Here is a 12,993-nt window from a genome sequence, read left to right as displayed (position 1 = left end):
TGCGCGACGCGGGCTCGCGGTTCGGCGGTTCGGCGTTCGGAGGCGGGCTCGGTCGCGCAGCCTTGCAGGCCGGGCCTGGAAGTTCAGCCTCCGAAGCCCAGTTCGTCCAGCTTCGCCAGCAGCGGTTCGACCACGCGTGCCGGGGTGAACCGCTCGCGGGCGGCGTTGCTCGAAGCGTGCTTCAGCTTGGCGAGCTCGCCGGGGTCGGCGGCGAGGTCGGCCAGCGCGTCGGCGAGGGCGTCGGCGTCGCCGGGCGCCACGTAGCGTGCGGCGCCGTCCAGGGCGCGGCGCTGCGGCGGGGTGTCCGAGGTGACGATCGCGCAGCCGGCCGCGGCCCCCTGGTAGACCTTGTTCGGCACCACGCGCAGCGCCTTCGGCCCGGTGCCGAAGATGCCGAGGCACACGTCGTGCTCGGCGACCAGCCGGGGGAGCTCCGCGGCGGGGACCCAGTCGTGCCAGGTGACGTTCCCGGCGTCGCCGGCGTTGCGCACCGTCTCGGCCTTGTCCTGGCCGCCGCCGACCATCGTGAAGGCGACCGGCCGGCCGGCCAGGCGGGCGATGGCGCCGCCGATCGTCGCGGCGCCCTGGAGCGGGGTGAACAGGCCGTAGAAGACCACTCGGAGCGGGCCGTCGGCCGGCTTCGGCGCGTCCTCCGGCGCGAACCACTCGTCCGGAGCACCGACGGGCACCACCACCGCATGCGCCCGGTGTTTCGCGGGCAGGGTCTCCCGGTGCTCCTCGGTGTCGACGACCACCACGCGCGCGGCGCCCAGGGCCGCTGCGTCGATGGCGCGCAGCAGCGGCTGCCGCACCCCGTGGCTCACCTGCCGGTCCCGCCCGGTGTCGGCGGCCCCGATGAGGTGGTCCAGCACCACCCGCCGGCGCCCGAACAGCAGCCGCGCCAGATGCACGTCGAAGTGCCCCAGATACCCGACCACCACGACGTCGGGCCGCGGCCCGCGCCTCGCCTGCCGGGCCAGCCGGGCCCAACACCGCGCCAGCCGCACGCCCAGAGCGGGCACCCGCCACGGCTGGGCCAGCATCTTGACGCGGGCGGCGGTATCGAAACCGAGGGGCGCGTTACACTCGCGGACCTCATGACCCGCACTCCGCAGCCCCTCAGCGATGACCCCCACCCGGGGGTGCGCCGCCACGTCGTAAGTGCCGAAGATCAGGACGCGCATGGTCAGCCACAGTAGCGGTTCCAGCTATGGCCGGCGGGCCCCCCGGACGGAAGAGGACGCGGCCGCGCAGAGCGCCGCGCCCCAGCCGGGCCTTGCCGAGGCCGAGCGGGACTCCGCACCTGCCGCCGCCCTGCCGGTGGAGCAGTCCGGCGCCGCATCTTCCGCTGCCGACGTCGCCGCAGCTGAGCCGGAGCGGGCTTCTGGCGCCACCGAAACTCTCGCCGAGCCACAGCAACAGCCGCAGCCAGACACCGACGCCGACCCCGACGAGCCCCCGCGCGTCACCCCCAACCGCCGCGGCCAGATCGCCCGCCTGGCGTTCCTGGCCCTCACCCTCGCGGCCGGCGCCTACGCCGTCGGCCGCCAGTGGACCCGCGTCCAGCAGGGTTTCGCCGAACTCGGCCCGGTGCCCCTGCTCGTCGCCCTCATCCCGGCCCTGGCCTCGGTGGTGGCGATGATGCTGGCGTGGCGCGGCCTGCTCGGCTCGCTGGGCTCGCCCCTTCGCCTGCGGCCCGCGGCCCGCATCTTCTTCACCAGCCAGCTCGGCAAGTACCTGCCCGGCTCGGTCTGGCCGGTGGTCGCGCAGATGCAGCTCGGCCGCGCGTACCGCATCCCCCGCGCCCGCAGCGCGGCGGCCGCGGCCCTGGCGATGCTGGTGTCCCTGTCGTCGGCGCTGGTGCTGGCCGCCGCGACCCTGCCCCTGGGCGGCGGCACGGACGCCGCCGGCTACCGCTGGGCCTTCGCCGTGGTTCCGCTCCTGCTGGCGGGCCTGCATCCCAAGGTCGCGAACCCGGCCCTGCGCACCCTCTTCCGCCTGACCCGCCGCCCCGCCATCGAGCCGCTCACCGCTCGTACCATCGCCGAGACGGCGGCCCGCAGCGTGGTCGGCTGGCTCCTGGCCGGACTCCACATCTGGGTCCTGGCCGTCGCCCTCGGCGCCACCCCCGGCCGCACCCTCCTGCTGGCCATCGGCGGCTACGCCTTCGCCTGGAGCGTCGGCTTCATCATCGTCTTCGCCCCCGCCGGAGCCGGCGTCCGCGAACTGATCCTCGTCGCCGCCCTCCAGCCGGTCCTGGACCCCGGCAAGGCGACCGTGGTCGCGCTGGCCTCCCGCCTGGTGACCATCGTCGCCGACCTCGTCGCCGCCGCCGTCACCGCCCGCGAAGGCCGTGCCGGCAAGGGAGACGCGGCCACCGGCGACGCGACGGTGACGGAAGCCGCCGGCGTCAGCGCTTAGACGGGAGCCGCCCTGCGACTCCCCGGGTTACGACTTCTTGGGCGGCAACGGCGGCATCCGAAAAGCCTTCCGCACCACCGGATTCCGCTTCACCGCCAACTCCGTGGCGGCCATCCGCCAGCGCACATAACCCTTCTTCGAGTACCGCCACTCCCGCTTGTGCCGCGCCCAGTCCACCTTGCGCGGCTCGGGGACCGAGCCCAGCTTCTCCGAAGCCAGCGCCTGGTACTTCTCCTGCAGCGAGGTGCGCAGGGCGGCGTCCTCGGCGTTCTTGTTGACGCTGCTGATGTTCGCGTCGTGGCGGCGGTACAGGAACGACGGGGTGCGCGAGTACACGAACTTCCGCCCGTCGATCAGCAGCGTCGCCCACACCGGGTACAGCATCTGCGCCAGCAGCGCCGGGTCGAGTTCCACCGCCTGGATCAGTTCGGTGCGGACGAAGGCGCCGTCGTTCACGTCGATCCGGCCGACGAGCAGGTCGCCGAGGTGCGCGGCGCGGCGGCGCTTCGCGTACTGGCGGTTCAGCTGGCCGTCGGTGATGTAGTACGAAGCCGCCGACACGTCGGCGCCGTTCCGCATGTTCCGCAGATGCAGCGTGATGTGCTCCGGCAGCATGATGTCGTCGTCGCCGAAGATGGTCAGGTAGCGGGAGTCCGCCAAGGAGACGCCCAGCGCGATCGCGGCGCCCGGGTCCTTGCGGCCGTCGTGAACCTCGACGCGTGCGTAGTCGACGCTGACTCCGGTGCCGGCCGCGGCGGCGGAGGCGCCCAGAGCGGAGACCGCCTCGCGCGTGGAGTCCGTCGGCGACGCGTCGTCCACCACCAGCACCCGCACCGTGGCCCCGAGTTTGTCCGAGGCGGCGCGGGCCGAGGCGACGATGGAATCCACCGTCTCCTTCAGCAGTTCCGGCCGCTCGCGAGTCGGGACGATGACTGTGAGTTCAGGGTCGGTCACGGTGCTCCTCAGCAAGTAGACGGCATAAGGGTATTAGGAACCGGGCCGGGTACGCTTGCGTCCTCAGACTTGGATAACCAAGTGAAGTCCGCCGAGCCTGGAGTCCGGAGCACTGTGAAGATCAGCGTCATTGGAATGGGCAAGATCGGCCTGCCGCTGGCCGTCCAGTTCGCCTCGAAGGGGCACCAGGTCTACGGCGTCGACGTCGTGCCGCGCGTGGTCGACCAGATCAACGCCGGCGTGGAGCCCTTCCCCGGCGAGGCCGAGCTGGACGTGCGCCTTCCGCAGGCCGTCTCCGCGGGCAACCTCACGGCCACCCTGGACGGCGTCGCCGCGGTCGCCGACAGCGACGCGGTCGTCGTGGTGGTGCCGGTGGTCGTCGACGAGGACGCGGTGCCGGACTTCCGGGCCATGGACGCCGCCACCCAGACCATCGCCGCCGGCCTGAAGGAGGCCGCCGCCAACGGCCGCACCGGCATCCTGCTGAGCTACGAGACCACCCTGCCGGTCCACACCACCCGCGCGCGCTTCCTGCCCGCGCTGGAGGCCGCCTCGGGTCTGAACGCCGGCCGCGACTTCCTGCTCTGCCACAGCCCCGAGCGCGTGTACACCGGCCGGGTCTTCGCCGACCTGCGCAAGTACCCGAAGCTGGTCGGCGGGATCGACGCCGACTCGGCCGCGGCCGCCGTCGCGTTCTACGAGGCGGTGCTGGACTTCGACGAGCGCCCCGACCTCAAGCGCGGCAACGGCGTGTGGGACCTGGGCTCGGCCGAGGCCGCGGAGCTGGCCAAGCTGGCCGAGACCACGTACCGCGACGTCAACATCGGCCTGGCCAACCAGTTCGCGCGCTTCGCCGACCGCACCGGCATCGACATCTTCCAGGTGATCGAGGCCTCCAACAGCCAGCCGTTCAGCCACATCCACCAGCCCGGCCCGGCGGTCGGCGGCCACTGCATCCCGGTCTACCCGCGCTTCTACCTGTTCAACGACCCCGAGGCCTCGATCGTGCGCGCGGCCCGCGAGTCCAACCTGGCGCAGCCGGCGTACCTGGTCGGCCTGCTGGAGGGGCTGCTCGGCGGCACGACCGGCGGCGGCGGGCTGGCCGGCCGCACGGTGCTGGTGCTCGGCGCGGCCTACCGCGGCGGCGGCGTGAAGGAGACGGCGTTCTCCGGCGTCTTCGGCCTGGTCGCGGCGCTGGCCGGGGACGGTGCCCAGCCGGTCGTGTCCGACCCGCTGTACAGCGCCGAGGAGTTGCAGGCGCTCGGCCTGCCGGCCTACGTGCCCGGCACCGAGGTCGCGGGCATCATCGTGCACACCGAGCACGAGGAGTACCGCGAGCTGGCGGCCGCGGACTTCCCCGGCGTGAAGGTGATCGTCGACGGCCGCAACATCACCGACCCGGCCAAATGGGACGGCGTCGCGCGCAAGGTCCTCGGGATCGCCTGACGAGCCGGGGGCGGCCCATGCCGATCCGCGCGATCGTCCTCGACATCGGCGGGGTCCTGGAAATGACCCCGGACACCGGCCTCGACCAGCGCTGGGAAGCGGCGTTCGGACCGGGCTGGGCCGACCGCGTCGGCGCGGTCTTCGACGCGGGCGAGATCGGCCGCATCACCCTCGACGACGTCCACGAACAGGCCGCCGGCATCCTCGGGGTGCCGACGGCCCGTTTCGAGGCGTACATGGAGGACGCCTGGGCCGACTACCTGGGCACCTACAACACCGAGATGGCCGACTACTGGCGCGCCCGCCGCGCCGAGGGCTACACCACCGCGATCATCAGCAACAGCTTCGTCGGCGCGCGCGAGCGCGAGGAGGAGGCGTACCGGTTCAGCGAGCTGACCGACCTGATCGTGTACTCCCACGAGGTCGGCATCAAGAAGCCGGACGCCGCCATCTTCGAGCTCTGTCTGGAGCGGCTCGGCCTGCCCGCGGAGCAGGTCGTCTTCGTCGACGACTACGGGCCGCACTGTGAGGCCGCCCGGAAACTCGGCATGGCCGCGGTGCGTTTCGAGGACACCGCGCAGGCCATCCGCGACCTCGACGAACTGCTGGCAGAAGCCTGAAATCCGCCCCGCACCGATGACTTCCGCGCCGCCGGATCGTCTGTACAGGCATGAGTGCGCTCAAGCCCCTGCGGGCCAAGAACCTGTCCCTGCCCAAGTACGGACTCGACCAGCTGCTCTGGGACGAGGTCGAGCTGGCGGTCGCCGCCGAGGTGGCCGGCCCCGGCCGCTCCTGGTACCTCACCACGCTGAACCCCGACGGCTCCCCGCACACCACCGGCTTCGGCCACACCTGGCTGGACGGCGCCGTCCACTTCACCACGGCCCCCACCGTCCGCAAGACCCGCAACCTGCTGGCCGACCCGCGCTGCACCGTCGCGGCCCCGATCGAGGGCTTCGACGTGACCTTCGACGGCGAGGCGCACCGGACCGACGACCCGGCGGTGGTCGCCGCGATCGCCGCGATGTACGCGGCCGCAGGCTGGCCCTGCCGGGCCGAGGGCGACGTGATCACCGCGCCGTTCAGCGCGCCGAGCGCGGGGCCGGGGCCCTGGCAGGTCTACCGGATCGACGTGCGCTCGGCGGTGGCGTTGAAGACCACCGGGGACGGCGGCGCGACGAAGTGGTGGTTCCGGTAGGGGCGCACGGGGGACGGTGAGGGCTCGCGCGGACGGCTGCGGCGTTGCGGCGAGGCGAGGCTGGCGGCCCGGCCCGGCCCGGCGGGGCGGCTGCGGCGTCGGCGGCCCTCAGCAGCCCCCAGCCCGCCCTCACGACGTCGTCTGCTCCCCCTGCTTCGCCGACAGCGCCAGCACGTCCGCCGGCACCGCCGTGTCCTGCCGCATCGCGGTGAACAGCTCCTGCGCCAGCGGCGCCAGCTGCACCCGGTTCGGATCCGGCTGGTACCACTGCCACGGCACCGTCAGGTACGTGATCTGCTGCCGCGGCACCTGCTTCAGGTCCGAGGCGAAGTCCGCCAGCGCCGGCAGCGAGCCGAGCGCGGGGTCGGTGGTCAGCGCCTTGGTGGCGGCGTCCAGGACCTTGTAGAGCTTCGCCGGGTCGTCCAGGGTCCCGTTGTCCGCCAGGGTCTGCAGCGCGGAGTCCAGGAACTGCTGCTGGCGGCTCATCCGGCCGATGTCCGAGCCGTCGCCGAGGTTGTGGCGGGCGCGGACGAAGGCCAGCGCCTGCTCGCCGTCGACGACCGTGGTGCCGGCCGGCAGGTTCAGGTGCGAGTCCGGGTCGTTGACCGGCTGGTCCAGGTGGACCGGTACGCCGCCGATGGCGTCGATGATCTTCTTGAAGCCGGTGAAGTCGACGACCAGGACGTGGTCGACCCTCAGGCCGCTGATGGACTCGACGGTCTTCACCGTGCAGGCCGGCCCGCCGATGGAGAAGGCCGCGTTGAACATCCCGAACTGCGGCTGGGACCGCGTGCCGTTCGGCTCGGTGCACGCGGGGGTCTGCACCATCGTGTCGCGCGGGATCGAGGCCACGGTCGCGCTCTTCCGGTCGGCGGCGACGTGCAGCAGCATCGTGGTGTCCGACCGGGCGCCGGAGTTGGCGTCGCCGTACTGCGCGTTCGCCCCGTCCCGGTCGTCGGAGCCGATCAGCAGGACGTTCATCGAGTCGCGGCTGCTGGAGGACGGGCTGCCGGGTACGGGCTTCATGGTGTCCGCCGGGCCCGGCGTGTCGTCGGCGTGGATGTCGACGGTCCTGATGTTGTCGTTCAAACGGTTGTACAGGGTCCACAGTCCGGTCGTGCCGGCGACGGCCAGCACGGCCAGCGAGGTCGCGCAGATCATGACGACTCTGCGGCGCGGCATCGAGCCGCGGTCCGCCGGTTCCGTGGGCTGGTCGTCCATGATGCGACGAGACTATGTCATCTTCATACTTACTTCGTCCCGGATGTCCCGCTGCTGCGACATCTGTGCGATATGTACGATCCGAACAAAAGTGCGCCGGGGCGGTGATCCGCCCCGGCGCACGTGCCGCGTGTCGGACGCGGCCTCGCCGGACCTCAGCCGGTCCCGGCCCCGTAACCCTCGGTGATGCCCGAGCAGATGTCCTGGTCGGCCGTCCGCGAGTTGTTCGCGATGTCGGTCGGCAGCGTCCCGCTCGGGGTCGTCGAGCCGCCGGAGGTGGAGCCCGAGGTGGGCGCACCGGTCGTCCCGCCGGCGCCGCCGCCCTTCGGGTGCGCCGCGGCGTAGTCGTCGCCGAGCGTCACCACGATCTGCGTGCCGGAGCCGCCGGACTCGACCTTCGCGCCCGGGTACAGCGTGGCGAGCTGCTTGGCCTTGGCCTCCTCGCGCGAGCTGCCGTAGACGATCGTGGTCACGGCGGTGTGCGGCGGGGTGGTGTGGCTGGTCACCGCGTTGTAGCCCTGCGCCTGCAGCGAGGTCGTCGCGTCGCCGGCCAGGCCGGTGACCGTGGTGCCGTTGCGCACCAGGACCGAGATGGTCGACGGTGAGATCGACGGCGCCGGCGGAGCCGTGGTGGTCGGCGGCGCCGAGGACGTCGTCGAGGCGGGCGTGGTCGGCGCGCCCGAGGCGCCGGAGCCGTTGCTGCCGTCCAGCAGGGTGTCGCTTTTGAGGTGGTTCCAGATCACGCCGGCGGCCACCGGGTCCATCTCCACCCGGCCGTCCTGGGTCCGGTAGTGGCCCGGCAGCGTCATGAACTGGATGTGCGCCGGGTCGATCCCCTTCATCGACGAGGCGAAGCCCGACAGTGCGGTCAGGCTGCCCAGGCCCGGGTCGAACTGCGCGTACTTCAGCGCGTCGTTGAAGATGGCGCTCAGGGTCGTCGGGTCGTTCAGGACCCCGTCGCTCTCCACCTTCTTGATCATCGAGCCCAGGAACGCCTGCTGGCGCCGGGTGCGGCCGATGTCCGAGCCGTCGCCGAGGCCCTCGCGCTCGCGCACGTAGTCCAGCGCGGTCTGGCCCTTCACCGTCTGGATGCCCTTTTTCAGGGTGATGTTGTCGCCGCCGGCGTCGCTGACGTCCTTGGGCACGCAGACCTGCACGCCGCCGATGTCGTCGGTGAGCTTGGCGAACGCCGCGAAGCCGACGACGACGGTGTGGTCGACGCGGATCCCGGACATCGACTCTATGGTGTTGATCTCGCAGGCCACGTTGCCCTGCGAGGTGTTGCCGACCGCGAACGCCGCGTTGAACTGGTTCTGCTGCGGCTTGGTCTGGCCCTTGCCGGGGTTCTTCGGGTCGATGTCGCACGCCGGCATGTTGACCATCATGTCGCGCGGTATCGAGATGCCCACGGCGTGCTGGTGGTCGGCGTAGACGTGCAGCAGGATCGAGGTGTCCGAGCGGGCCCCGTCGCCGGTCGCGCCGCCGCCGAAGGCGTTGTTGCCGTTGTCGCGGCTGTCGGAGCCGACCAGCAGGATGTTCTCCGGGCGCTGGCCCTTGGCGTTCGCCGCGGCCTCGGCCGGGCGGTTGGTCGACAGGCCCGAGGTGTCGAACGTGTTGATGCTGCCGTTGAAGTGCTGGTAGGTGAAGGCGCCGGCGCCTATCACCGTGACCGCCAGCGAAGCCGCGGAGATCGTGATGATGCCCTTGGGGGCCAGGCGTCCGCGTCCGGCGGCGGCGGGTATGGCCGCGCCGCGTCCGGTCCGTCCGCCGCGTCCGCCGCGGCCGCCGGCGTCGAGCTCGCCGTCTGTCCCGCTGTCGGCCTCGTAGTGGTAGCCGCCGCGGCCGCGGGGCGGCCCCGGTGTGTCGTCGCTGTAGCCCTCAGCGCCGCGGGAGGGCGGGACCGGGCCGCGGGCCGCGCGCCGGGGCGGCGGGACGTCGCGGCCATCGCCGTACGCGTCCTGCGCGTCGCCGTAACCGCCGGAAGACTGCCGGCCTGCCCGCTCCCACGGGAGTGGCTCGTTCCGCTCGCCTGCCACACCATCTCCTCATGCCTGGGTCCGCGGTGGTTGCGGCCCGGTTCGCCACCGCGGATTGCTTCACCGCGCGAAGACGTTACTCGACAGGAAGCACGCCGAGAGTGCCCTCAGCGGTTCCACTCTCACCGCCACCGCCTCCGGACAGGGACGCGACCCGCGCGTTCACCTTCTCCGAAGCCATGCGCCCCGGCAGTCTGGCCGGGTCGACATTCCGGCACAGTACCAAGGAAGCGCCGACGGCGAGCTCGGATGTGAAAGCCGCGCGGATCTCCGGCCGTGAATCATAGGCGCATCCGCTCAGAACCCGGCTTCCGGTGCGCAGGCCCCACCGCGCCGCCGCGTCGGCCGCGTCCCGCACCATCTCGCCGTGGGTCCAGCTGTTCCCGTCGGCGACCAGGGCCGGGCTGTCGGCGGTGACGGGGGAGTACGGCACGAACACGTCCGGCTGCGCCGGCGCGACCGCGGCGTAATCGGTGAAACCTTGAGGAACGCTGGGGAACGGCGCGCCCAGCGGTCGCAGCGCCAGCGCGATCCGCTCGCCCTTGCACGCCAGCGCCTCGGCCAGCCGGTCCGGGCCGGCGACCACGGCCGCGGCGCGCTCGGCGGCCGCCGAGTCCTCGCCGACGCTGGCCACCACGCCGGCGGTCCAGCAGGCCAGCAGCCAGATCGGGGTCTGCCAGTGCGTCGGCAGCAGGATCGCGACCTCGTCGCCGGGCGCCAGCGCCAGTTCGTCCTGGATCAGGTTGGCGGTCTTGGCGACCCAGTTGTCGAACGTGGCGTAGGACAACTCCACGCGTTCGCCGGTGTGGTCGTCGTAGTACGTCAGGAACGGCCGGGACGGGCCCAGGGCAAGTGCATCCCGCCACACGTCCGGGAAACTACTGTTCGCTGCGGTCACGCCGAGAGGATACGGGGGAAACAGGCTGCTGTTGCGCAAGCACGTCGGTCAAGGACCGTTTATGCTGGCCCGCACGGCGTGCCGGGTGAGCACGGGCCATGCGCGGTGCAACGGACAGCACGGCGTGCTGAGAGAACTGGTGAGGGGACAAGAGCGTGACCGAAGCGATCCTTCTGGTGGGTGGCAAGGGCACACGCCTGCGCCCGCTGACGGTGAACACCCCCAAACCGATGCTTCCGGTCGCGGGCGTCCCGTTCCTGACCCACCAGCTGGTCCGCGCCAAGGACGCCGGGGTCCACCGCGTGGTGTTCGCCACCGCCTACAAGGCCGAGGTCTTCGAGCAGTACTTCGGCGACGGCTCCGACCTGGGCCTGGAGCTGGTCTACGTCACCGAGGACGTGCCGCTGGACACCGCCGGCGCCATCCGGAACGTGGCCGACAAGCTCACCAGCGCCCCGGACGAGCCGGTCCTGGTGTTCAACGGCGACATCCTGTCCGGGGTGGACATCGCCGGGCTGGTCGAGGCGCACCGCGAGCGCGGCGCCGACGTCACCCTGCACCTGTCCCGGGTGACCGACCCGCGCCCCTTCGGCCTGGTCCCCACCGACGCCGAGGGCTGGGTGACGGCCTTCCTGGAGAAGCCGCAGCGCCCCGAGGACATCGTCACCGACCAGATCAACGCCGGCTGCTACGTCTTCCAGCGCTCCCGCATCGACGAGATCCCCGCCGGCCGCCGGGTCTCGGTGGAGCGCGAGACCTTCCCGGGCCTGCTCACCGCCGGCGCCAAGGTGCTCGGCGTGGTCGAGCAGTCCTACTGGCTGGACCTGGGCACGCCGGCGGCGTTCGCCAAGGGCTCGGCCGACCTGGTGATGGGCGTCGTGACCTCCTCCGCGGTGCCCTCGCCGGCCGAGCGCGGCACCGCCGAGGCGCTGATCCTGGCCGGCGCGCGGATCGCCGACGACGCGGTGGCCGACGCCGGCACCACCGTCGGCTCCGGCGCGGTTGTCGAGTCCGGCGCCCGGGTGAGCGCCTCGGTCCTGGAGTCCGGCGCGGTGATCGGCGCCGGAGCACAGGTGACGTGCTCGATCATCGGCTCCGGCGCCCGCATCGGCGCGAACACCGTGCTGGACGGCGTGGTGATCGGCGACGGCGCGGTGATCGGCGCGGACAACGAGCTGCGGGCCGGCGCGCGCGTCTGGTGCGGGGCGGTGCTGCCGGACAAGGCCGTGCGGTTCTCCAGCGACGAGTAGGACGTCGATGGCAGACTCTCCTGCGCGATGACGGAGAACCAGGACGACCAGGGCGGCGACATCCGAGCGGTCTGGGCTGCCCGCAAGGGCCGCAGCGGCGGCGCCGCCTTCGAACGGCGCCGCACGGTCCCGCCCCGGCGCCCGGCCGTCCCGGCGGCGCGCCAGGCGCCGCCGGAGCCGCCCGCGGAGCCCGAGGCCCGCGCGACGGTCGTCGTCGATCCGGGCTACGACCTCACCATGACGGTGACCGCCCTGCGGCGCGGTCCGGGCGACCCGACCTTCCGCCGCGCCGCCGACAACTCGCTGTGGCTCGGCTGTCGCACTCCGTCCGGCGACCCGGGAACCCTGCGCCTGAGCCGGGTGACCACCGAGACCGTCGACGCCGAGGCCTGGGGTCCCGGCGCGCCCTGGCTTCTCAAGACGCTGCCCGATCTGCTCGGCCTCTGCGATAGCGAGGACTCGCGCGCGGAGTTCGCCGACCTCGTGGCGTCGCAAGGCAATCCGCAGCTGATCCAGTCTCTGCACCGCAACCGAGGCTTCCGTGTCATGCGCAGCGGCCGGGTCTGGGACTCGTTGGTGCCGGCGGTGCTGGAACAGCGGGTCACCGTGCAGGAGGCGCACCGCGCGTACCAACTGTTGGTGCGGCGCTATGGGATTCCCGCTCCGGGGGCTCCTGCGGACGTCCGCTTATGCGTTTCGCCCTCACCCCGGGAGTGGGCTCTGATCCCGTCCTGGGAGTGGCATCGGGCCGGCGTGGACGGCAAGCGCTCCCGCGCCGTCCTGGGGGCCTCCCGCGTCGCCGCCCGCTTGGAGGAGACCGTGGGGATGGAGCGCGATGAGGCGGCGCGCCGTATCCGCACGGTGCCGGGCATCGGCGTGTGGACGGCCGCCGAGGTGATGCACCGCTCGCACGGCGACGCGGACGCGGTCTCCGTGGGGGATCTCCATCTGCCGCGCATCGTGTGCGGTGCTCTGGGGGATCCCGCGATGCCGTGGGACGACAACCGCATGCTGGAGCTCCTGGAGCCCTACCGCGGTCACCGCTATCGCGTCAGCGCTCTTCTGTACCGCTGATCCTGAGGCCGGTGTGGTGCTCCACCAGCCGCGCCAGCATCGCCATCAAGGCTTCCCGCTCGCCGGGCGATAGCGGAGCCAACAGTTCCTCCTGCGCGGCGTCCAGCTCCTTGTCCAGCCCGCCGAGGAACTTCTCGCCCTCCTCGGTGATGCGCACCAGGTTCCGCCGCCGGTCCGCCGGGTCCGGCGCGCGTTCCAGGTAGCCGTGCCCTTCCAGGTCCGTGACCGCCGCGGTGACGTCGCTGCGGTCCAGCCCGGTGCGCCGCCCGAGGTCGGCCTGGCTGGTCGGGCCGCTCTCGGCGAGCGCGGCCAGCAGCGCGTAGTACGACCGGCTCGGCACGCCGGTGGCGTGCATCCGCTCGCCGATCAGCCGGTGCCCCTGGTTCGAGGTCTGGCCCAACAGCCAGGTCGCGCGGCTGTAGAGGCGGGCGGGGGTGCTGAGCGGGTCCATGGCCGCAGCCTACTTCGGGCCGACGGGTTGACAGAAGTCGTTGG

The 12,993-nt window shown here is 72.4% G+C and carries 12 protein-coding genes; 6 read left to right on the top strand and 6 right to left on the bottom strand.

What is annotated here, in order from left to right; genetic code table 11:
• Nucleotides 1-83: 83 nt before the first annotated feature.
• Nucleotides 84-1,184, bottom strand: a complete 1,101-nt coding sequence (locus tag ABH926_RS00135) for a glycosyltransferase (protein WP_370363142.1) — start codon at nt 1,182-1,184, stop codon at nt 84-86.
• Here ABH926_RS00135 and ABH926_RS00130 point away from each other — a divergent pair.
• Entirely contained in the window at nt 1,183-2,421 is a 1,239-nt protein-coding gene (locus ABH926_RS00130; RefSeq protein ID WP_370363141.1) for a YbhN family protein, read from the top strand. The genes ABH926_RS00135 and ABH926_RS00130 overlap by 2 nt on opposite strands.
• A gap of 27 nt (nt 2,422-2,448) precedes the next feature.
• Here ABH926_RS00130 and ABH926_RS00125 read toward each other — a convergent pair whose 3' ends face one another.
• Nucleotides 2,449-3,375 (bottom strand): glycosyltransferase family 2 protein, encoded by a 927-nt coding sequence (locus tag ABH926_RS00125; RefSeq protein WP_370363140.1) that lies wholly within the window; start codon nt 3,373-3,375, stop codon nt 2,449-2,451.
• Nucleotides 3,376-3,489: 114 nt separating this feature from the next.
• On the opposite strand from ABH926_RS00125, the gene ABH926_RS00120 reads away from it, so the two are divergent.
• Genes ABH926_RS00120 through ABH926_RS00110 form a run of 3 tightly spaced genes read left to right on the top strand, consistent with a single transcriptional unit; the run spans nt 3,490 to nt 6,019 of the window.
• Entirely contained in the window at nt 3,490-4,821 is a 1,332-nt protein-coding gene (locus tag ABH926_RS00120) for a nucleotide sugar dehydrogenase (protein ID WP_370363139.1), read from the top strand.
• 17 nt (nt 4,822-4,838) lie between these two features.
• Complete coding sequence (locus ABH926_RS00115; protein WP_370363138.1) at nt 4,839-5,441, top strand: HAD family hydrolase; 603 nt, start codon at nt 4,839-4,841, stop codon at nt 5,439-5,441.
• Between the two features lie 50 nt (nt 5,442-5,491).
• Entirely contained in the window at nt 5,492-6,019 is a 528-nt protein-coding gene (locus tag ABH926_RS00110) for a pyridoxamine 5'-phosphate oxidase family protein (protein ID WP_370363137.1), read from the top strand.
• Between the two features lie 129 nt (nt 6,020-6,148).
• On the opposite strand, the gene ABH926_RS00105 is transcribed toward ABH926_RS00110, so the two are convergent.
• From ABH926_RS00105 to ABH926_RS00095, 3 genes are all read right to left on the bottom strand, one after another.
• Nucleotides 6,149-7,240, bottom strand: coding sequence for an LCP family protein (locus tag ABH926_RS00105; RefSeq protein WP_370363136.1), 1,092 nt, complete (start codon nt 7,238-7,240; stop codon nt 6,149-6,151).
• Nucleotides 7,241-7,395: 155 nt separating this feature from the next.
• The gene (locus ABH926_RS00100; protein ID WP_370363135.1) at nt 7,396-9,276 is read right to left on the bottom strand and encodes an LCP family protein; all 1,881 of its coding nucleotides are present in this window, start codon (nt 9,274-9,276) and stop codon (nt 7,396-7,398) included.
• A gap of 76 nt (nt 9,277-9,352) precedes the next feature.
• Nucleotides 9,353-10,174 (bottom strand): TIGR03089 family protein, encoded by an 822-nt coding sequence (locus ABH926_RS00095; protein WP_370363134.1) that lies wholly within the window; start codon nt 10,172-10,174, stop codon nt 9,353-9,355.
• Nucleotides 10,175-10,329: 155 nt separating this feature from the next.
• Here ABH926_RS00095 and ABH926_RS00090 point away from each other — a divergent pair, with 155 nt between their 5' ends.
• Together ABH926_RS00090 and ABH926_RS00085 are read left to right on the top strand one after the other, a co-directional pair.
• The gene (locus ABH926_RS00090; RefSeq protein WP_370363133.1) at nt 10,330-11,424 is read left to right on the top strand and encodes a sugar phosphate nucleotidyltransferase; all 1,095 of its coding nucleotides are present in this window, start codon (nt 10,330-10,332) and stop codon (nt 11,422-11,424) included.
• Nucleotides 11,425-11,451: 27 nt separating this feature from the next.
• Nucleotides 11,452-12,498: a DNA-3-methyladenine glycosylase gene (locus tag ABH926_RS00085; RefSeq protein WP_370363132.1), complete on the top strand. Its 1,047-nt coding sequence runs from the start codon at nt 11,452-11,454 to the stop codon at nt 12,496-12,498.
• Here ABH926_RS00085 and ABH926_RS00080 read toward each other — a convergent pair.
• Complete coding sequence (locus ABH926_RS00080; RefSeq protein ID WP_370363131.1) at nt 12,476-12,949, bottom strand: MarR family winged helix-turn-helix transcriptional regulator; 474 nt, start codon at nt 12,947-12,949, stop codon at nt 12,476-12,478. The two genes, ABH926_RS00085 and ABH926_RS00080, sit on opposite strands and share 23 nt — an antisense overlap.
• Between the last annotated feature and the right edge of the window lie 44 nt (nt 12,950-12,993).

Source organism: Catenulispora sp. GP43, from assembly GCF_041260665.1.
Classification (GTDB): Bacteria; Actinomycetota; Actinomycetes; order Streptomycetales; family Catenulisporaceae; genus Catenulispora.
Note: the sequence above shows the minus strand (reverse complement) of the source record. Positions and strands in the feature narration are given on the sequence as shown.